At 40.2% G+C, this 18,455-nt stretch carries 22 protein-coding genes and 1 riboswitch; of the genes, 11 read left to right on the forward strand and 11 right to left on the reverse strand.

The window, feature by feature from the left end:
• Positions 1-152: 152 nt before the first annotated feature.
• Positions 153-524, reverse strand: coding sequence for a DUF1823 family protein (locus IQ244_RS07815; RefSeq protein ID WP_193891655.1), 372 nt, complete (start codon positions 522-524; stop codon positions 153-155).
• Between the two features lie 242 nt (positions 525-766).
• On the opposite strand from IQ244_RS07815, the gene IQ244_RS07820 reads away from it, so the two are divergent.
• Positions 767-1,060: an acylphosphatase gene (locus tag IQ244_RS07820; protein ID WP_193891658.1), complete on the forward strand. Its 294-nt coding sequence runs from the start codon at positions 767-769 to the stop codon at positions 1,058-1,060.
• A gap of 148 nt (positions 1,061-1,208) precedes the next feature.
• Here the strand turns inward: IQ244_RS07820 and IQ244_RS07825 are convergent, their stop codons facing one another.
• The 3 genes from IQ244_RS07825 to IQ244_RS07835 all read right to left on the reverse strand — a co-directional run bounded on the left by IQ244_RS07825 (position 1,209) and on the right by IQ244_RS07835 (position 3,667).
• A complete protein-coding gene (locus IQ244_RS07825) occupies positions 1,209-1,748 on the reverse strand; it encodes a WcaF family extracellular polysaccharide biosynthesis acetyltransferase (protein ID WP_193891661.1) in 540 nt (179 codons plus the stop codon).
• 145 nt (positions 1,749-1,893) lie between these two features.
• Positions 1,894-3,294 (reverse strand): magnesium transporter, encoded by a 1,401-nt coding sequence (gene mgtE / locus IQ244_RS07830; protein WP_193891664.1) that lies wholly within the window; start codon positions 3,292-3,294, stop codon positions 1,894-1,896.
• A 232-nt stretch (positions 3,295-3,526) separates the two neighbouring features.
• Positions 3,527-3,667 (reverse strand): hypothetical protein, encoded by a 141-nt coding sequence (locus IQ244_RS07835; protein WP_193891667.1) that lies wholly within the window; start codon positions 3,665-3,667, stop codon positions 3,527-3,529.
• A 33-nt stretch (positions 3,668-3,700) separates the two neighbouring features.
• Between IQ244_RS07835 and IQ244_RS07840 the strand changes: the two genes are divergently transcribed.
• Positions 3,701-4,063 (forward strand): hypothetical protein, encoded by a 363-nt coding sequence (locus IQ244_RS07840; protein ID WP_193891671.1) that lies wholly within the window; start codon positions 3,701-3,703, stop codon positions 4,061-4,063.
• A 30-nt stretch (positions 4,064-4,093) separates the two neighbouring features.
• On the opposite strand, the gene IQ244_RS07845 is transcribed toward IQ244_RS07840, so the two are convergent.
• The 4 genes from IQ244_RS07845 to IQ244_RS07860 all read right to left on the reverse strand — a co-directional run bounded on the left by IQ244_RS07845 (position 4,094) and on the right by IQ244_RS07860 (position 8,258).
• Positions 4,094-5,638 carry a mercuric reductase gene (locus tag IQ244_RS07845; protein ID WP_193891674.1) on the reverse strand — a complete coding sequence of 515 codons (1,545 nt, stop codon included), beginning with the start codon at positions 5,636-5,638 and terminating at the stop codon, positions 4,094-4,096.
• A 292-nt stretch (positions 5,639-5,930) separates the two neighbouring features.
• Entirely contained in the window at positions 5,931-7,019 is a 1,089-nt protein-coding gene (locus IQ244_RS07850; protein WP_193891677.1) for an aromatic ring-hydroxylating oxygenase subunit alpha, read from the reverse strand.
• Between the two features lie 360 nt (positions 7,020-7,379).
• Complete coding sequence (locus IQ244_RS07855) at positions 7,380-7,574, reverse strand: heavy-metal-associated domain-containing protein (RefSeq protein ID WP_193891679.1); 195 nt, start codon at positions 7,572-7,574, stop codon at positions 7,380-7,382.
• Between the two features lie 24 nt (positions 7,575-7,598).
• A complete protein-coding gene (locus tag IQ244_RS07860) occupies positions 7,599-8,258 on the reverse strand; it encodes a DUF305 domain-containing protein (RefSeq protein WP_193891682.1) in 660 nt (219 codons plus the stop codon).
• 376 nt (positions 8,259-8,634) lie between these two features.
• Between IQ244_RS07860 and IQ244_RS07865 the strand changes: the two genes are divergently transcribed.
• Both IQ244_RS07865 and IQ244_RS07870 read left to right on the forward strand, forming a co-directional pair.
• A complete protein-coding gene (locus IQ244_RS07865) occupies positions 8,635-8,964 on the forward strand; it encodes an RNA recognition motif domain-containing protein (protein ID WP_193891685.1) in 330 nt (109 codons plus the stop codon).
• 136 nt (positions 8,965-9,100) lie between these two features.
• On the forward strand, positions 9,101-9,376 hold the full coding sequence (locus IQ244_RS07870) for a HAMP domain-containing sensor histidine kinase (protein WP_322746038.1): 276 nt from the start codon (positions 9,101-9,103) through the stop codon (positions 9,374-9,376).
• 134 nt (positions 9,377-9,510) lie between these two features.
• Here the strand turns inward: IQ244_RS07870 and IQ244_RS07875 are convergent, their stop codons facing one another.
• Positions 9,511-9,948: a TOBE domain-containing protein gene (locus IQ244_RS07875; RefSeq protein ID WP_193891690.1), complete on the reverse strand. Its 438-nt coding sequence runs from the start codon at positions 9,946-9,948 to the stop codon at positions 9,511-9,513.
• A 100-nt stretch (positions 9,949-10,048) separates the two neighbouring features.
• Here IQ244_RS07875 and modA point away from each other — a divergent pair, with 100 nt between their 5' ends.
• The 6 genes from modA to IQ244_RS07905 all read left to right on the forward strand — a co-directional run bounded on the left by modA (position 10,049) and on the right by IQ244_RS07905 (position 14,468).
• Positions 10,049-10,843: a molybdate ABC transporter substrate-binding protein gene (gene modA / locus IQ244_RS07880; RefSeq protein ID WP_193891694.1), complete on the forward strand. Its 795-nt coding sequence runs from the start codon at positions 10,049-10,051 to the stop codon at positions 10,841-10,843.
• 125 nt (positions 10,844-10,968) lie between these two features.
• Entirely contained in the window at positions 10,969-11,745 is a 777-nt protein-coding gene (locus IQ244_RS07885; protein ID WP_193891697.1) for an MBL fold metallo-hydrolase, read from the forward strand.
• A 280-nt stretch (positions 11,746-12,025) separates the two neighbouring features.
• Positions 12,026-12,457, forward strand: coding sequence for a hypothetical protein (locus IQ244_RS07890; RefSeq protein ID WP_193891700.1), 432 nt, complete (start codon positions 12,026-12,028; stop codon positions 12,455-12,457).
• 194 nt (positions 12,458-12,651) lie between these two features.
• Positions 12,652-12,793: riboswitch (cobalamin riboswitch) on the forward strand.
• A 21-nt stretch (positions 12,794-12,814) separates the two neighbouring features.
• The gene (locus tag IQ244_RS07895; protein ID WP_193891703.1) at positions 12,815-13,234 is read left to right on the forward strand and encodes a DUF1636 domain-containing protein; all 420 of its coding nucleotides are present in this window, start codon (positions 12,815-12,817) and stop codon (positions 13,232-13,234) included.
• Positions 13,235-13,238: 4 nt separating this feature from the next.
• Positions 13,239-14,000: a cobalt-precorrin-6A reductase gene (locus IQ244_RS07900; protein WP_193891706.1), complete on the forward strand. Its 762-nt coding sequence runs from the start codon at positions 13,239-13,241 to the stop codon at positions 13,998-14,000.
• Positions 14,001-14,204: 204 nt separating this feature from the next.
• On the forward strand, positions 14,205-14,468 hold the full coding sequence (locus IQ244_RS07905; RefSeq protein WP_228058813.1) for an ArsR/SmtB family transcription factor: 264 nt from the start codon (positions 14,205-14,207) through the stop codon (positions 14,466-14,468).
• A 10-nt stretch (positions 14,469-14,478) separates the two neighbouring features.
• Here the strand turns inward: IQ244_RS07905 and IQ244_RS07910 are convergent, their stop codons facing one another.
• Together IQ244_RS07910 and IQ244_RS07915 are read right to left on the reverse strand one after the other, a co-directional pair.
• Positions 14,479-15,267 (reverse strand): metal ABC transporter ATP-binding protein, encoded by a 789-nt coding sequence (locus IQ244_RS07910; RefSeq protein WP_193891712.1) that lies wholly within the window; start codon positions 15,265-15,267, stop codon positions 14,479-14,481.
• A gap of 64 nt (positions 15,268-15,331) precedes the next feature.
• Positions 15,332-16,321: a metal ABC transporter solute-binding protein, Zn/Mn family gene (locus tag IQ244_RS07915; protein ID WP_193891728.1), complete on the reverse strand. Its 990-nt coding sequence runs from the start codon at positions 16,319-16,321 to the stop codon at positions 15,332-15,334.
• 316 nt (positions 16,322-16,637) lie between these two features.
• Between IQ244_RS07915 and IQ244_RS07920 the strand changes: the two genes are divergently transcribed.
• Positions 16,638-18,335 (forward strand): iron uptake porin, encoded by a 1,698-nt coding sequence (locus tag IQ244_RS07920; RefSeq protein WP_193891736.1) that lies wholly within the window; start codon positions 16,638-16,640, stop codon positions 18,333-18,335.
• The last annotated feature ends 120 nt before the right edge of the window (positions 18,336-18,455 follow it).

An 18,455-nucleotide genomic window follows, 5' to 3' on the forward strand; every position in this document is an offset into this window, starting at 1 on the left:
ACTCATATTTGATTCAAAAAAACTTAGGTGTTATGTAAGGTGGGCATTGACTAATATATTCTTAGGTTGATTGAGAGTTTTAGGGAAAATGCCCACCTACCTATAGTTTAAAAATCCAATAGAATTGCTATCTCAACATTCATCAATAACTATTATTCAGGATGCTGTTGTTGCCAATAACTTAACAACCAGTTAGCGGCTGTTGCTCTGCGTGTTTCCCTGGGGGTAAATTCTCCAATTTTGTAACCTTTAAAACCTAGCTTTTCTTTAAGTCCTTGCTTGTATTCTTTGGGGATAGAACGTGTTAACTTCATGGTTGCAGGACGACTATCGAGAAAGTTTGGTGGTTCTGGGTATTCATCTCGCCATTCTGGTAGAACTTCGTGATTATCCCATTTGTCAGTTGTGGAGTTATAGCGATATCCCAAGTAGTGCCAGACTAACTGATTGACTGTAGCATCATCAATTTTATCCTTGATGATTTCCCAAATTGTATCTGTATTCAAAGGTGGTAAATTAGACATAAGTAAGGCAGAATTCAAAATTTAAAATTAGCAGATTGATAGATGGTAATCTGTAATTAGGGATGCAGGCATCTGCCAAAATATGGCGACACATAAACAATAATTTATCATTATCTTTAGCTACTCTTAAAGCAGCTATATTGCCTAAAAAACTTATCTGCCAAAATTTGAGAGGGCAATTAAAATTTTGTCCTAGATTCACATAACAGGTAGACTGGAAATCGTAAAGAATTGTCCAGTTTATGCAAGATTCCACACAACTGCCAAAAATAATTCGCGCCCATGTCTTAATTTCTGGCCGAGTTCAAGGAGTGGGCTATCGTTATGCAACTGTCGATACCGCCAGCCAGTTGGGCTTAACTGGTTGGGTACGAAATCTGCCTGATAGTCGGGTAGAAGCAGTATTTGAAGGGGCGCGGGAGGTTGTTGAGGAAATGATTCGTTGGTGTCATGCTGGCCCACCTGCGGCTATAGTGCAAGAGGTGGTGACTGAGTATGAAGAACTCGAAGGTTTGCGGGGGTTTGAGGTTAAGTAGTTAAAGAAAAGGGGTGTAGGGGTATAAGGATATAGGGGGTTCAGGTGTTGGACTTTAGTGTAGCGAGACGTAAGTCCAGGTTGTACCATAGGATGGGGCTGTTATTTCCTTACACTCCTACACCCGCACCAATGGGGCTTGGTAAAGATTACATTTTACGCTGCTTGATTGGTTGGGCGGGATTCCCGGCATAAATTGTCATTGTGTCTAAAGAACGTCCTGTCACTCCGCCCAAGGTCAATACTGCACCCTTACCAACGGTAACTCCTGGCCCAATTACTGATTTTGCAGCAATCCAGCTACTTTCTTGAATGTGGATTGGGGCAGTAATTAATTTAAAATCAGGATGACTCCAGTCATGGTTGCCTGTGCAGAGATACACACCTTGAGATATGCACACATGATTTTCGATGGTTACAGTCGCTAGGTTATCAATCCAAGCGTCTTCGCCAATCCAAACATGATCACCTACAGTTAGTCGCCAGGGAAACTTCACACGCACTCCTGGTTTGATGCGGACGTTTTCACCAATCTGTGCGCCAAAACTGCGGAGTAACCGAACTTTGAAGCTGGAAACAGTTAACCAACGATTCTGCACTAAAGGAGAACCCAGAAAATACCACAAAACTTGTTTCCATAAGGGTGCGCCTGGTGTATAAGTATCAAGAGTATAGTTATCTAACCGCATATATCAATAAAAAAATTGTATTGCAAGCTAATCGGCATTTAATTTGTATTATTTGGGCGGGCAAGATGCTCATCCCACAAGAGATTTATAAAATTTAATCTGTAAATTAGATGTGTTTTAGCTTATCAGTTAAGGTTGTCATTTGTCATAATTTTAAAATTACCCGTGCCAAATTAAAATAAATTAAAACGCCTAACACATCGACGGCGGTAGTAATAAATGGTGCTGACATCAAAGCTGGGTCTAAACGCAACAGCCGAAATAAAAATGGCAAGGCTGAACCAGAGACGGAAGCTAAAATTGAAATCGCCACCAAACTAGTACCAACAGCGATCGCAACTTCAATGCTTCCTTGCAAAAAGTAAGCCCAGACGGTGGCGACTATCCCCAACATACCGCCTAATAATAAACCGGCGATCGCTTCTCTGCCAATTACTTGCAAGGGGCCAAGAGAACGGATTTCGTCAGTATTCATCCCGCGAATCACAACTGTAGAAGATTGAGCGCCGACGTTACCACCAGTCCCGGTTAATAAAGGAATAAATGCTGTCAGTGTGACTACTTTGGTTAAAATATCTTCTTGCGATTTAATAATTGTGCCTGTAACAGTATTAGTTATTAATAAAACAAATAACCATAGCACTCGTTTGCGAGCTACTTCCATTAAATTCATCTGGAAATAATTATCGCCACTCGATTGCACCCCACCACCTAAAGCGTAAATATCTTTGGTGGTTTCTTCTTCTAAGATATCAATGATGTCATCAACCGTAACAATACCGACTAAAAGCTGTTGTTTATCTACTACAGGCACAGCCAAAAAGTCATATCTTTGAATTATCCTCGCTACTTCTTCTTGGTCTGTATCTGTGCGAACAAACACAACATCACGGGTCATAATTTCGCCAATAATTTGTTCCGGCTGAGATGTCACTAAATCTCGCAAAGAGACAATTCCCGTCAACCGTCTTTCAACGTCAGTAACGTAGAGATAGTAAATTATTTCACTGGCATTAGCCAAGCGGCGAATTCGTTCTAGAGCCTGAGAAACTGTAATGTTTTCTTTCAGGGAAATAAACTCTAGTGTCATAATTCGCCCGGCCGTATTAGGTTCATAACCCAACAGCAAAGCTGTAGCTTGACGTTCTGTAGGACTTAATTGTTCTAGTAAACGGTTGACAACTTTTGCAGGTAATTCATCAAATAACCTAGCTCTGTCATCCGAAGACATTTGATCAACAATATCGCGGACTTCCTGACTTCTTAATTCCTCAATTAGTCGTTCTTGCACGCTATAGTCGAGATATTCATAAACTTCGATCGCCTCATCTTTAGAAAGCAACCGAAAAGCCAAAGCGTGCATCGCTTCGGGTAAACCTTCAATCGCTTCAGCAATGTCCGCAGGCTGTACAGGTACAAGAATTGCTTTTGCGGCTTGCAAATCTGCTGCTTCTAACAGCATTTGCAGTTGAGTCCTCACTAAATCTCGCAATTCTCTCCGGGACACATCCTGAAAGGAAGAGTTCAAGTTGTTCGTCTCAGTCAATTTCCACTTTCCTCAGCCAGTTTTGAATAAGGTTGCTGCCCCTAGTCTATGAAACAATGTGGGAATATGAAACCTTAAATAGTGTATTTTTTTTTACTTTGAGGTTATTTTTATCTGATTTCACTCTATAAACACGGCAAATAGACGGATTTTCAAAATTCCTCTCCCTAGTTTGCTTCCCGCAGGCTACCTCTTCCCTGCATACGGTGTACACACAAGTGATCTGATCCCCCTAAATCCCTTTGTCAAGGCTACCGTATACACACAAGTCAAAAATTTTTATGTTCAACCACATCCCGCCTAGAACTAAAGTTCCTGGCTCATAGCCAAAGTCCACAAAGCGTGGACTGGAATGTATTTCTCGTTGAGTCATCTTGTTGAGATGACTTGAGCTATGAGCCTCGGAATGAATTCCGAGGCAGGAGAAAATCCAACATCCTACAACACCCAACACAGAAAATTCATCGACACTTCCACCTCAAAGGCTCAACTTTCACCCTCTGAACCTCAACATTCAAGCAAAAAGGCTGAAACTTTATCCTCAAAGGCTCAACTTTTACCCTCTGAACCTCAACGTTCGAGCAAAAAGGCTGAAACTTTACCCTCAAAGGCTCAACTTTTACCCTCTGAACCTCAACGTTCGAGCAAAAAGGCTGAAACTTTACCCTCAAAGGCTCAACTTTCACCCTCTGAACCTCAACGTTCAAGCAAAAAGGCTGAAACTTTACCCTCAAAGGCTCAACTTTTACCCTTTGAACAGCAAACTTGAGCTTCTGTACTCGAAAATTATCGAACTCTTTTATGAAAGCTTGGTCAAAAATCCGAGAAGGCGTTTGGTATTAGCAGTCAAGAGAGTGCGACGGTAAGCATCGGCGGCTTTTTTAATTGCTTCAGCTTGGGTGGGGTAAGGATGAATCACACTGCTTAATTTACTCAAGCCTATTTTATTCACGATCGCAGTTGTAACTTCGGAAATCATCTCGCCTGCATGGCTGGCCACAATCGTAGCACCGAGAATTTCATCAGAGCCTTTTTTGTGGAGGATTTTGAGAAATCCATCTTCTTCACCATCAGCGATCGCTCGGTCTACACTACTAAAAGGAATTTTGATTGTCCCTATCTCCATGCCTTTTTTCTGCGCTTCATGTTCATACATTCCCACATGGGCAATTTCTGGGGATGTGTATGTCACCCACGGCATAATTAAACTGCTGAGTTTGGCACGTCCTAACCCAAAGGGAGAAAACAGCGTATTCTTAATCACAATCCGCGCTGCTGCATCAGCCGCATGGGTAAATTTCCAGTCCATACAGATATCCCCAGCCGCATAAATCTTGGGATTTGTTGTTTGCAGATAATCATTTACCTGCACACCGCGCCGGGTATCATACTTTACCCCAACCCCTTCTAAATTCAAACCTTCGACATTCGGCGATCGTCCCGCACCTACTAAAATTTCATCCACTGTCACCGAATCTCTGTAACCGTTGGTAGAAAAGTAAAGTCTTTTGCCTTCGGTAACAGCAACTACTTCTTCCAATTGACAATTCAATACTACACGAATGCCTTCTTGAATTAAGACATTTTGGACAATTTCTGCCGCGTCAGCATCTTCTTTATTTAATAGATGAGAACCGCGATGTAACAGCGTGACTTCACAACCCAAACGTTGAAATGTTTGCGCCAATTCACAACCAATTGGCCCCCCACCAATCACCGCTAATTTATCTGGGCGCTGAGTCAGAGAAAAAACTGTTTCGTTAGTCAAATAACCGACATTTTCAATTCCCGGAATCGCGGGACGTACCGCCCTTGCACCTGTAGCGATGACTGCTTTTTTAAACCGGAGAGTTTTTCCGCCAACTTCTACAGTATTGTTGCTGGCAAACTTCCCATTATCTAAGAAAACATCAACACCAATATTTTTAAAGCGTTCCGCCGAATCATGATGGCTAATCCCCGCCCTTACCCGCCGCATCCGCGCCATAACTGCGGGAAAATCAATTTCAACTTGTTGTTTGGGAATATTAATCCCCAGATTTTTGGCGTTCCAAATTTCCCCAATTACCCGCGAAGAACGAATAATACATTTCGATGGTACACAACCCACATTCAAGCAATCTCCGCCCATGAGATGCTTTTCGATTAATGCAACTTTCAAACCCAAATCTAAACCAGCCGCCCCAGCCGCCACGACTAATCCCGCCGTTCCTGCACCAATAACTACTAAGTCGTAATAATCAGCAGGCTGGGGATTTACCCAATTAGCAGGATGTACATGAGACACTAATTTTTGGTTGTACTCATCTACTGGGCGAACGATAACTCTTTCTAATTCAGACATAATTTAAAGTATGAAGTATTAATTATTGTAAGTATTCAGGAGTCAGAAGGTTGAAAGAATCAGGAGAAAGATTTGATGAATTAATTTGCTAATCATATAGATACTTCTAAATTCTGACTCCTGGGTGCTGAATTCTTAACAACACAACTCAGTACACCTCTATTACTTCTTTCCCTGTTCCCTACTTATCGCGCTTCGCGCAGCGCACAAGTAATTTTAATAATCAAGTCATATTCCTATATATAAAGAAAGAGTAAAAAGTCAGATGTAACTTTTTACTCTTTAGTGCCGTTTAATCATTAACTAAATCATCACGCCATTTCTTGGGGCTTTCTTTAGGTTCAACTTCGCGCGATCGCACTAACTGCCAAGTTCCCCATGTCAGTGGTTTTTGTTTTTCAACATGGTTGATTAGTTGCATAATAGACTGATCCGCTTTAATCGGAGTTTTGAAATTAAACCGCATTGTCTTAAAAATTTTGTTGTCACCCTTAACAAAATTTTGCCCAAAAAGCTTGAGTATCCACAGCACAAATTGATTAAATAACTTCCCTAAAAATTTTTTACGTTTTTTCATCATTAAAATAGTTCGCCCTTCCGTTTTACCACCTTCTATAAGACGCAGGGCAAACATAATATGGAAACTAAAAAAATCAAACCCCAGTGTCACGATAGATGTACTACCATACCAATAACAAATATTGTAAGTAATCGACCTTTTGGATATCGTCCGAATCAGTTTTTTAAAGCTATAATCTCCCCGAACATCTGTGGTGTTACGGAAAATAATTGCATTTGGACTGTATTCCTCTTTATCAAAAATAATTTCAAATGGTAATTTGTGAATTGTATTAAAATGTTGAGCATCAATTGCATTGATCATCACTATATTAGGATGACAGTTTTTGAAAAAGTGAAAACCAAAGGTAACATCAAACTCATCTTGGTCTAAATCTAGAATAAATGGTAGTGGTTGTTGTGTCGTTTCCCCTGTCCAAATCCAGATCATGCCGTACTTTTCTTCTGTCGGCCAAGTCTTTAATTTAAGAGGTAATGGCTCATATAAACAAGGAATTTCTACACATATTCCTTGACTATCAAATTTCCAATTATGAAAAAAGCAGCGTAATTCGTTACCTTCTACTTTGCCTTCAGCAAGGTGAGCGCCCATGTGGGGACAGTAAGCATCACAAATAACTACCCGTTTATCTTGACCACGATAAACTACTAAGTTTCTCCCTAAAATAGTAACAGCTTTTACCTCACCTATTCGCAGATTTTGAGATGGGATTACCCAATACCAGCCCTCAATAAAATGCTCTGGGTTATTAAAAGTTTTAGGTTTACGCATCGAAATAAAATTCTGCGAGTTAACATTCATATTCAAGGTTCACTAGAAGTGAAGCGGTTCCTTTAGGAATATCATGCTAATCCCACAAAAACGGTTATTTTTAGTACTGGCAAAGACAGTTACGCAATTAATTAAGGAATATTTTTTATATACAGATAAATAAGCTGTTAATTTTTTTGCTGACTAATATAAGCTTGTGTTAGATGAAATCTAATTATTATCAGCAGTTGCAAAAGGGAGACAACGGAAAATACTCATCTATTTTCAGATACTTTGATTTAATAACTAATAGGGAAAGTTAGCATTTCATAAACATAAGGGCTAAAGGAAATTCATCCTTTAACCCTTACTCTAAATTCTCAAATAAGTCTATTAGTTTCTGATTAAGAATTAGGCCGCGGGATAGCCAGCTTCAGCTAAAGCATCCTTAATTTTTTGCTCAGAAGCTTGAGTTTCCACACTAACAAGTTTAGTTTTAGGATCTGCTTGAACGATCGCACTATCATCAACTGTTTTCACTGCATTGGTAATATTGTTTGCACAAGCAGAACAAGCCATGTTGGGAACTGTGAGTGTAAGTGTCATAGGTTTAGAATTTGAATGATAAAACTATTTAGACCAAGCTTGATACCATTGCTGCATCTGTTGAATTTCCGCAGTTTGGGATTTAATGATAGCTTCAGCTAAGTTGCGAATTTCAGGATGGGTGGCATTATTCGCTACCATCTTGGCCATCATTACTGCTGATTCGTGGTGCGGAATCATCTGGCGGATAAATTCCTTGTCAAAGTCAGAGGCATTTTTTAATGGCTCTAAATTCATCTCCATACTCATCATTCCTGAGTGCATGGACATTCCCGGCATATTTTGGCTTCTATCATGATGCATTGCCATAGCATTTTTTGAAGTTGCCGGAACTTCAGCGCCGTACCATTGTTTGTACCAAGCTTTCATTTGGTCAATTTCTTTTGTCTGGTCGGCTTTAATCGCAGTCGCCAGCTTTTTAAGTTCAGGATGTTGCGCCTTTTGCAAAGCTAGATCTGCCATCTCTACTGCTCCCTGATGGTGGGGAATCATCATTTCAATGAAATGCTGATCTACTTGGTGTGTCGCAGCCATCTTGTGTGTTACAGTGCTGGTTGTACTGCAAGGTGGAGATTGTAACGGACGCTGTTGTGCGGCTCTGCTAGTGTAGTTGATGGATAAAGCTGTAATGGCACTACCTGCGAGTATACCTACCAGTCCATAAATTGTTGATTTGCTTAACATATTGTTCCTCCTTTTTTGATCTAAAGGAACTACTTTTGTTCTACTTGATACATCCCGTTAATAGTCAATAACTGGAATAACAATTATGATCGTAAACTCTCCAGTCAAATGGAGAATCTATCCGCGTTTACAAGTCGTTACATTTATCAAGTTGTCAAAGGCTGGGTTCGGTGGAAGCGATCGCTAGTTTACATATCTTTATATTACAATTATTTTATTTTTTTCTAAAAATAGGGATTTTGTGTAATGATGAGGTGTGAGAGTTAATTCGGCGATAGCGTTTGTTTTTAGTATTGATAGGCTTTTTCCTTTTGGTATTTACAGACTTCTCCCCGAAATCTAAATCTCTGCAAACTTGTGATTTCGGATTAAATTTATGTCAATTTACGTAGGTAACCTCTCTTATGAAGTTACACAAGATGCTCTGAACAATGTTTTTGCAGAATATGGTTCTGTAAAGCGCATTCAGATCCCTACCGACCGTGAAACAGGTCGTCTACGTGGCTTTGCCTTTGTAGAGATGAGTAGCGATGCGGAAGAGACCGCAGCTATTGATGCACTTGATGGTGCTGAATGGATGGGACGTGACCTCAAAGTTAACAAAGCCAAGCCTAGAGAAGATCGTGGCTCCTTTGGTGGTGGCGGTGGTAACAGAGGAAACGGTGGTGGCGGTGGCTATGGTGGCGGCGGCCGTAACCGTTACTAAGTTAAACAAACAAAAAGCATAGTTTTGGGGTTGTTGATTCATCTCAGTTAACTAATGTAGTAAAGGCTCAAGTGTTAGCGCTTGAGCCTTTTGATTTTGGCAATTTTATCGCAGGGGACAGGTCAAATCTAACCAGATTCCGATCCGCGCCTCCATGATTGATTCTGACTGGGTGCAAATTGCGATCGCCGATAACGGAGTTGGTATTGCAGAATGTATTCGCTCTAAACTCTTCGATCCTTTTTTCACCACCAAATCTGTTGGTAAAGGTACTGGATTAGGTTTGTCGATTAGCTATCAGATTGTCACCGAAAAACTTGGTGGTAAGATTGAATTTCATTCCACTGTAGGACAGGGAACTAAGTTTATCATCCAAATTCCCGTGCGGCAACTTAACGGAGTCTCAACCTGACACAGCATTTTTTGGTTGAGTCAACTACATATTGATAGAGGAGAGGGAAAGAGGCTAGAGACTTGCCTTTTGCCTCCTTGCCTGATCCCAACTACAAATATTTAAAATATTTACGCCATTCTACTTAATTGTTCTTATTCTTTAGCAATCACAATATCGTTAGATTTAATTACAGCATAGGCTTCTTCTCCCTCCACTAGCCCCAAATCTTCTACAGATGTTCTAGTAATCATTGAGGTTAACTCAACTTTGTGAACAATTTCGAGTGTTACCTCACAATTAACGGCTCCAGTCACAACTTTTTTAACCACACCCTTGAGAATATTCCGGGAACTAACTTTTAAAGCCTTCCTTGGAATACTAATTTCCTGCACAGGTGTTTCATAATTTTCTGAATGTGGCTGTTTGGTTGGTATAGAGGCTTGTAATACTTGGGGCTTATTCAGACCACGCACTAGTTCCCTCAGAATCTCGGTTTTGGTGCGTTGGGAGTCCTGGCAAAACTCTTCGAGAATTTTCCGCTCCTCTTCCGATGTTTGAAATGTGATCCATCCTTGTTCTTTTCTTGGCATAATGTTACCAATTCAGTTGGTAAAGACTGGAATGACGCTCGGTATGATCCTACCAAGCGCCATCAAATTGCAGAAGAATCTATTGCTACACCATTTTTCTATGAAAAGAAGACAAATTCTTGCCTTTCTTGGCACAGCACTGGCTAGTTTGTTACTTGCTGTTTGCTCAACATTAATTGTACCTTCTGTTGTCACAGCACAGTCGAGTACTACTTTACTTGTTTCTGCTGCTGCTAGTTTAAAAGAAGCACTAGAAGAAATTAAACCTCTCTATCAACAAAATAAACCCAATGTCAATATCAATTATAACTTTGGGGCTTCAGGAGCATTGCAACAACAAATTGAACAAGGCGCACCAGCAGATATTTTTATTTCAGCGGGTAAAAAGCAAGTAGACGCTTTAGAACAAAAAGGGCTGTTGCTTCCTGGTAGTCGTTCAGTTTTGGCTAAAAATCGCCTTGTTTTAGTTGTACCCAAAAATGTTACAGGCATTACCAGCCTTTACAATCTCAAAGAATCTAAAATCAAGCGCATCGCTATTGGTGAACCCAGAAGCGTTCCGGCTGGTCAATACGCGCAGCAAGTTTTACAAAAGTTAAATATTTGGACGGCAATAACATCTAAACTGGTTTATGCCAACAACGTACGTCAAGTTTTAGCGGCTGTAGAAAGTGGCAATGCTGATGCAGGGTTAGTTTATGCGACTGATGCCAAAATTTCTGACAAGGTAAAAGTAGTTGTGGCGGCTGACGAAAAATACCACTCCGCGATAGTTTATCCAATGGCTGTTCTCAAACGTAGTAAGAATGCCAGTGCAGCTAAGGAGTTTACACAATTTTTATCTAGCAGTTCAGCTAAGGCTGTACTTAAAAAATACGGCTTTATCCTGCCTTAAAAAAGGGAGTAGGGTGAAGGGGTGTAGGTGTTCAAAACCCTCACATCCTTACACCCATTCTTCACAGACAACCTTTGTGGATAAGTCCTGGTAATAATAAAGGCAGGTGTTACTTTGGGTTGATTATGTACTTAACTTGGTTAGACAACAATAGTTGGCTAATAGAAATTTCTGGTCAACGGATATTAGTTGACCCTTGGCTAGTTGGTTCGTTAAGTTTTGGCTTAGATTGGCTGTTTAAAGGTTCTCTCAAGCAAGAACGATTAATTTCTGAAGATATTGACTTAATATTGCTGTCTCAAGGTTTGCCAGACCATGCACATCTGCCAACATTAAAGCAACTTGATCATAAAATTCCGGTTGTGGCTTCTCCTAATGCTACCAAAGTGGTTCAGGAGCTAGGTTACACTTCTGTCACCTGTCTAGATCATGGTGAAACTTTCACTTTTAATCATCAAATAGAAATTAGGGCTTTGCCTGGTTCTCCCATTGGCCCTACTGTTGTGGAAAATAGTTATCTGTTGAAAGAATTAGCAACTAGTTTCACACTCTACTACGAGCCGCATGGATATCATTCGCCACAACTAAAACAATTTGCACCTGTTGATGTCATAATTACGCCAACCGTTGATTTGGCATTGCCGTTAGTTGGGGCAATTATTCGCGGGACAAGCAGTGTCTTAGAAGTCTCTCAATGGTTGGAACCCCAATTCATACTACCTACAGCAGCAACGGCAGATACAACCTATGAAGGGATGATGGTAAACTTTTTAAAGGCTGTGGGTACGGCTGAAGATTTGCGTACTTCACTCCAGAAGCATAATCTTACTACTCAGGTGTTAGAACCTAAACCCGGCGATCGCTTGGAATTAGCTTTACAACAGCGGATATTAACTTCCTAATCTTTGCCTAGGCGATCGCATAGTATCACAGCCTGGATCAAGCGATCGCTGATTTTAGCCAATAGGACGAAAACACTTCAGAATAAGATTTTTTGCCAACATTTAAATTAAATAAATTTTTATTATATTTTTCGGGAATCAGTAAATACAGACTGTAGTTATATTCCACAATCATCACAAGACTGAGTGATTTAAGTACAGCCAGCCTGAAGTTATACAAAAAATTTTAGTACTAGTGGGTATTTAGTCTAACTTTTAAATCTAACGGAAGTATAAACCTATGAAACTTTCCCCTTTAACAGCTTCCTTTCTTACCGTTGCTTCTATAATTTTTTCCGCAGGAATTGCATCAGCGCAACCCGTTACTGACAAAACAATTCCGAATCTTGAAGTGACTAATATTACAACACATGGACAAGTAATTACTACAGCCATTAACTCTTATATGTCACCCAGTAGTGTTATTCGCTCTCGTGGCATTCAACCTTTTAATCTTGTTTATCTTGCTTATCAAGGTAATCTCCAATCACAAGGCATTCCTAGCGGTAGCACTCTGATATTTCAGTACCAAAGAGGTAGTCTGAATGCGGAAGATTTAGTGAAAGCTGCTATTAAGGCTAACAAACTTTCAGATCAATTTTTGCAAGATCAAATTTATTTAAGTGCAGTTGAGACACAACTGTCATCGTTACAAAAGACTTTTTTGCGTTAATTACAGTAGGGGAGAGGGGACAGGTTACAGGTGATAGGTTACAGAGTTAAAGTCCTAACTACCTGTGGCTACGGCTGTAATACACAACAATTTTAGCGAATGTGTGAAAACCCTATGGTTTTATATCCCCGGCTTCTTCAAAAAGTCGGGGATATTGTTCGATAGGTTGAGATTCGACTAAGAGTACAGATGGTATGATGGATAGACTATTCGGTTTTGGTGAGGATCAGCCACCAAAGGTAACGGGGAAAGTTCGGTGAAAATCCGGCGCTGTCCCGCAACTGTGAAGGAAAAATTTTCCAAGTCAGGATGCCCACCGAAGTATACTCATAATTCCAAAACATCTGCGAGGTACGGATGACTGCTGCCCATACTATTATTCAAACTGATTCTTCAGCGATCGCTTCTCATACTCATACTTTATTTGTTTGCCAAACCTGTGCCAGCGTTTGGCAAGATGGTAAGCGTGTAGGTGAAAGTGGCGGTCAAAAACTACTGCACCAGATTCAACAACTAGCACAAGATTGGGATTTGCGAGATGAATTTCCGATCCAAGCTGTTGAATGTATGAGTGCTTGTAACCGTTCTTGCGTTGTCGCCTTTGGCGCTAAAGGTAAGTTAACTTATCTGTTTGGTGATTTAAATGTTGATGATAGTGCGGCGGCTGTCCTGGAATGTGCTAGTCAGTACTACGCTAAAACTAACGGATTATTGCCTTGGTCAGAACGACCCGAACCATTGAAACGAGGTATTCTAGCCAAAATTCCACCCTTGTAGTCAAGTGTTGAGTACTAATTATAAACGTGTTTTAATTTTGGGTGGAACTGGCGAAGCGGCGGAACTAAGTGCGAGAATTGCAACTATCGATGGAATCGAAGCGATCGCATCTTTCGCTGGCCGCACCCGTGAACCATTACTTCCGTCTGGAGAGGTGCGAATTGGTGGTTTTGGTGGTGTAGAGGGACTTGTGGAATATCTGCGTCAAATGAAAATTGATATCCTAATTGACGCTACCCATCCCTTCGCCAATCAAATATCCTACAATGCGGCGGCGGCGGCGAAGGAAGTTGAGATACCCCGATTGATGTTAATTCGTCCGGCTTGGGAAAAAGTGACAGGCGATCGCTGGATTGAAGTTGAGAGTAATAGCGCCGCCGCAGATATCTTAAAAAATCAAGCAAAAAGAGTATTCTTAACTGTTGGTAGACAAGAACTTAGCACCTTTGCACATCTCCAGGATATTTGGTTTTTGATGCGAATGATTGACCCTCCGGGAAAAGATGCCTTAGTACCACCGGGAATGATATTGTGCGATCGCGGCCCTTTTGTTTTAGAAAATGAAAGGCAAATTCTAATTCAGCACAACATTGATACCATCGTGAGTAAAAATAGTGGTGGTGATGCAACTTACGCCAAAATTATTGCCGCGCGAGAACTGGGTGTTCAGGTTGTTATGGTCAAGCGTCCAGATATACCAGCAGGCGAAAAAGTTCCAGATGTTGATAGTGCCGTGGCGTGGTTACAGAATAAATTACACAGTTAAAGATAGAGAAATTAACTATTGAGAAAGATTTAGCAATCTGAGATTCTGTATCAAAGAAAAATATAATATATTTAGCTTAACAATTTATTTATGTTTAAGTTTTAAATTACAAAAATGGTTCAGCCAAACTCAATATCAAACCTCGGTAGTTATATTTTATCACCACTCAACGAGGAATTTCTCAATATTGAAAAAGCCCAACGTATGGCTGAATTTTTCAGCTTTTTAGGAGATGCTAATCGTCTTCGCATTCTCTCTTTTTTGGCGCAAAAAGAATTGTGTGTGAGTGATTTAGCCGCCTCATTAGAGATGAGTGAATCGGCTGTTTCTCATCAACTCCGAAACTTACGGGCGATGCGTTTAGTCAACTATCGCAAGCAAGGCCGTAATGTATTTTATCGCCTCCACGACAATCATATTCTGCATCTTTATCAAGTAGTGGCTGAACACTTAGACGAACCTGAATAAAATAGTAATTTTAATTATGATGATGGTGATAACGGCTGAAGCCGGGGCCATAGGTTGCTAAAAGGTTTTCTGGTGATAAAGCAAATTCCGGCTGACCAGTACAAACCACTGTTTGGTTGAGACAAAGAACGCGATCGCAATGACGACTGACCATATCAATATCATGGGAAACCTGCAATATCGTCCAACCTTCTTCTTGCTTCAACTCATTTAATAAAACATAAAAATCAGCAGCACCTTGCATATCAACCCCAGCAAAGGCTTCGTCTAATACCAAAAGTTTCCGAGGCATGACTAAACAATAAGCTAGTAATACTCGCTTTAGTTGACCACCACTGAGAGTTCCTATCGGTTGATTTCGCAGATGATAAACCCCAGTACGTCGTAGTGCTTCTATGACTGCTGCTGTTTTTTCCCGATTTTGTTTCCATATTCGCGAGAATAACGAATTTGTCGCTTTGGCTTTTTGCTGTTTAGCTTCATTAGTCCATCCTAGGCCAATCAATTCACCCACAGAAATAGGAAAACTGCGATCGAAAATAAAATTTTGTGGCATATAGCCCAAGCCGTGGCGTAAATTTCCAAGTTTGGTAATTGGATAACCAAATATTTCGACTGCTCCAGCAGTATGTGGAACTAAATTTAAAATTGCTTTGACTAAAGTACTTTTACCCGCACCATTTGGCCCCACAATGGCAGTATCTGTGCCAGGGAATAATTCAAAGGAAACATCTCGAATCGCTAAATAATTTCCTTGATATACAGTTAATCCGTCTACTTTTAAAATAGGTAATGTCATAAATTTAAAATTATAAAAATTATCAGTGATTTATCCAGTCCAAAAATATGATTAAATCTTTAGCTTATGGACAAGCTGTTTCTAGAGTTTGCAAATTCATTCTCATAGCTTTGAAATAGTATTGTGGGTCTTTATCACCTTTTTCTAAAGAATCAAGAGTCTGTAAATTTAATTTCAAATCTTGTGAAAGACTTTTGAGTAATTTATTATCTACGCCTGGTTCACTAAACAAAGCTTTCACTTTGTATTTTTTGACTGTATTCACCACTGTTTGGATCTCTGTTGGTGACAATTGATCTTCGGGAATTTGGACTACAGCAAGTTGTTTAAGATTATAACGTTGGGCTAAATATGGATAGGCATCATGAAAAGTCACAAAAGTACAATTAGTTTTTTTCTGTAAGGCTTGTTGAAATTCACCATTTAACTTTTCTAATTCTTGGATGTAAGCCGCAGCATTAGTTGTGTACGTGGCTGTATTTTCTGGGTCAGCAGCAATTAATCCATCTCGAATATTAATTACCTGTTGTTTTGCTAATACTGGATCTAACCAAACATGAGGATTACCGGTGGCGTGGTCATGGTCTTTTTCTGCTTTTGTGGTGGTTTCCACTGGAGAAATTTCGTTTAATGGTTTAATGCCTTTGCTGGCATCAATTTCAACTAATTTAGTATTCTGGGCATTTTTGACTGTATTTTCCAGAAATTTTTCTAAGCCAAAACCATTTTTAACTAATATATTAGCTGTGGCGATCGCTTTTACATTATCTGGTGTTGCTTGATATTCATGTACCTCTGTACCTGGTGACACTAAAATTTCTACATCAGCTGCATCACCAGCCACAGCCTTAGTCAACAAATAAATAGGTAAAAAGGTTGTTACTACCTTGGTTTTAACTGATGGTGGGGAAGCCTCTTGCGTCTGTGGTGAATTCTCTATACTGGTGGTTTGATTAGTATTTGCTTGGGTACAGCCGCCAATACTCACTAGCAATGTGAGCAAATAAATTAACGACAAAATACCGCTGGGTTGTCTTTTATCAGTCCTAGTCATCAGCTTTCTTGGAGAAAAGGACGCTTGTTTGATTTTTGCCACTATAACAATGATACTTATTCTAAAAATCAATATTATAATAATTCTCATTCTCATGCAATGAATCGCGGAAAATTTTTGTGTTGGCAGCTACAGCAATTTTTCTTAATTTGTGTTGTTATTTACTGCCTAATTACTTAAGAAAATAAATATTTCTTGACTTTCTTTGTTAAAAGAGTTACTCACTACTGATAATATTTTGAGAATACTTTTTAAAAGTGTTATTCAACAAAGCGCAGTTTTAAGCGCTACCGATGGTAAAAGAGTGTGAGAGTAAATGCACAAACAATTACATTATTGGCTGGCTATTCCAGCAGTTTTTAGCAGCATAATATCAATCAGTAGTAATACTTTAGCTGGTGAAATATCAACCACATCAGATGAGAAAAATCAGGACTTAGTTATTGTTACTCCAGCTAGAACACTTGAGAATTCCCATCAAGAACAGACAATGGCGCAAGTTACCTCTGTGTCGCAATTGTCGGACGTACAACCAACAGACTGGGCATTCCAAGCGTTGCAATCACTAGTAGAGCGTTATGGTTGTATTGCTGGTTATCCAAATAGTACATATCGTGGTAATCGCGCACTCACACGTTATGAGTTTGCTGCGGGTTTAAATGCTTGTTTGGATAGAGTCAACGAACTACTAGCTACCGCCACAGCCGATTTAGTCACCAAAGAAGATTTAGCCAAATTACAAAAACTGCAAGAAGAATTTGCCGCAGAACTAGCCACATTACGAGGTCGTGTCGATGCTTTAGAAGCCCGCACCAGTGAGTTAGAAGCTAATCAGTTTTCCACCACAACCAAACTCAGTGGTACTGCGATTTTTGCACCAATCAGCTTTTTTGCAGGCGATCGCGCTGATGGAGAGAACCTCAACAGAGGAACTTCATTTGGTGATAGAATCCGCCTTGATTTCAACACCAGCTTTACAGGTAAAGACCTTTTAAGAACTCGACTGCAAGCCACCAACCTAGATGCGTTGTCCGCTTCTACCCTCACACCAGAAGGAGATTTGCGGTTTGTAGATAATGAAAATTTCGGTTCTGGTAATAGTAACGAAGTCGCTATCGATGCACTGTTGTATAGCTTTCCTCTAGGCGAAAAAACCACAGTTATCCTAGAAGCCAACGCTGGTGCAGCCGATGATTTTACCAATACTGTGAACCCATTTTTTGACGGTGATGGTGATTTTGGTGCATTGTCTAACTTTGGTACACGTAACCCAATTTATTATCCTGTTGCTGGTGCGGGAATTGGTCTGAGACATCAATTCAACGACGCATTGGAATTAAGTTTAGGTTATCTAGCCAGCAGCCCTAACGATCCTACCTCTGGAAATGGTTTATTTAACGGTGCTTATGGTGCTATAGGACAGTTAACAGTTCAACCGACTAAAGGTTTGACTCTCGGTTTTACCTACGTTAATTCCTATAATGCTGACTTAACCGCTGGTAGTAACCGTGCTAACTTACGCACTGCTTTAGCCAGTAATACGGCTTTGACGGATGTTTTAGGAGAAGGACTCAATCTACCAATTTCCAGTAACTCCTACGGTTTCCAAGCATCCTTCCAACTTAGTCCAAAGTTTGCTATTGGTGGTTGGGTTGGCTATACCAACACGCGTACCTTAGCAGATGTTGATACAAATAATGGTACTATTCCTCGTGGTGAACTGGACATTTGGAACTATGCAGTCACACTCGCCTTCCCCGATTTAGGTAAAGAAGGCAGTGTTGGGGGCATTATTGTGGGGATGGAACCAAAAGTCACAGGTGCCAGCAGTGGTTTAAGAAATACTATTGGTACAGACTCGGATACTTCGCTGCATATTGAAGGTTTCTACCAATACAAACTGAGCGAGAACATCACTATTACGCCTGGAGTTATTTGGTTAACGGCACCAGACCATAACAATAGCAACGATGATATTGTGATTGGGACAGTACGAACCACATTCACTTTCTAAATCTGAAAATTTCCAGAGAAGATGCAACCTAGTACAACAAGGCAAAAGGCAAAAGGAAAAAGAAAGAATAGTGATACTACAAGCCTTTTAACAATTCCAGATGGTCACTGAGCGTAGTCG

It is taken from the genome of Nostoc sp. LEGE 06077 (assembly GCF_015207705.1).
GTDB lineage: Bacteria > Cyanobacteriota > Cyanobacteriia > Cyanobacteriales > Nostocaceae > Nostoc_B.

Excerpts from the sequence above, each read along its gene's own strand:
- IQ244_RS07815 (WP_193891655.1), bottom strand. The coding sequence starts at position 524 with ATGTCTAATTTACCACCTTTGAATACAGATACAATTTGGGAAATCATC.
- IQ244_RS07820 (WP_193891658.1), top strand. The coding sequence starts at position 767 with ATGCAAGATTCCACACAACTGCCAAAAATAATTCGCGCCCATGTCTTA.
- IQ244_RS07825 (WP_193891661.1), bottom strand. The coding sequence starts at position 1,748 with ATGCGGTTAGATAACTATACTCTTGATACTTATACACCAGGCGCACCC.
- IQ244_RS07835 (WP_193891667.1), bottom strand. The coding sequence starts at position 3,667 with ATGACTCAACGAGAAATACATTCCAGTCCACGCTTTGTGGACTTTGGC.
- IQ244_RS07840 (WP_193891671.1), top strand. The coding sequence starts at position 3,701 with ATGAATTCCGAGGCAGGAGAAAATCCAACATCCTACAACACCCAACAC.
- IQ244_RS07845 (WP_193891674.1), bottom strand. The coding sequence starts at position 5,638 with ATGTCTGAATTAGAAAGAGTTATCGTTCGCCCAGTAGATGAGTACAAC.
- IQ244_RS07850 (WP_193891677.1), bottom strand. The coding sequence starts at position 7,019 with ATGAATGTTAACTCGCAGAATTTTATTTCGATGCGTAAACCTAAAACT.
- IQ244_RS07855 (WP_193891679.1), bottom strand. The coding sequence starts at position 7,574 with ATGACACTTACACTCACAGTTCCCAACATGGCTTGTTCTGCTTGTGCA.
- IQ244_RS07860 (WP_193891682.1), bottom strand. The coding sequence starts at position 8,258 with ATGTTAAGCAAATCAACAATTTATGGACTGGTAGGTATACTCGCAGGT.
- IQ244_RS07865 (WP_193891685.1), top strand. The coding sequence starts at position 8,635 with ATGTCAATTTACGTAGGTAACCTCTCTTATGAAGTTACACAAGATGCT.
- IQ244_RS07875 (WP_193891690.1), bottom strand. The coding sequence starts at position 9,948 with ATGCCAAGAAAAGAACAAGGATGGATCACATTTCAAACATCGGAAGAG.
- modA (WP_193891694.1), top strand. The coding sequence starts at position 10,049 with ATGAAAAGAAGACAAATTCTTGCCTTTCTTGGCACAGCACTGGCTAGT.
- IQ244_RS07885 (WP_193891697.1), top strand. The coding sequence starts at position 10,969 with ATGTACTTAACTTGGTTAGACAACAATAGTTGGCTAATAGAAATTTCT.
- IQ244_RS07890 (WP_193891700.1), top strand. The coding sequence starts at position 12,026 with ATGAAACTTTCCCCTTTAACAGCTTCCTTTCTTACCGTTGCTTCTATA.
- IQ244_RS07895 (WP_193891703.1), top strand. The coding sequence starts at position 12,815 with ATGACTGCTGCCCATACTATTATTCAAACTGATTCTTCAGCGATCGCT.
- IQ244_RS07905 (WP_228058813.1), top strand. The coding sequence starts at position 14,205 with ATGGCTGAATTTTTCAGCTTTTTAGGAGATGCTAATCGTCTTCGCATT.
- IQ244_RS07910 (WP_193891712.1), bottom strand. The coding sequence starts at position 15,267 with ATGACATTACCTATTTTAAAAGTAGACGGATTAACTGTATATCAAGGA.
- IQ244_RS07915 (WP_193891728.1), bottom strand. The coding sequence starts at position 16,321 with ATGACTAGGACTGATAAAAGACAACCCAGCGGTATTTTGTCGTTAATT.
- IQ244_RS07920 (WP_193891736.1), top strand. The coding sequence starts at position 16,638 with ATGCACAAACAATTACATTATTGGCTGGCTATTCCAGCAGTTTTTAGC.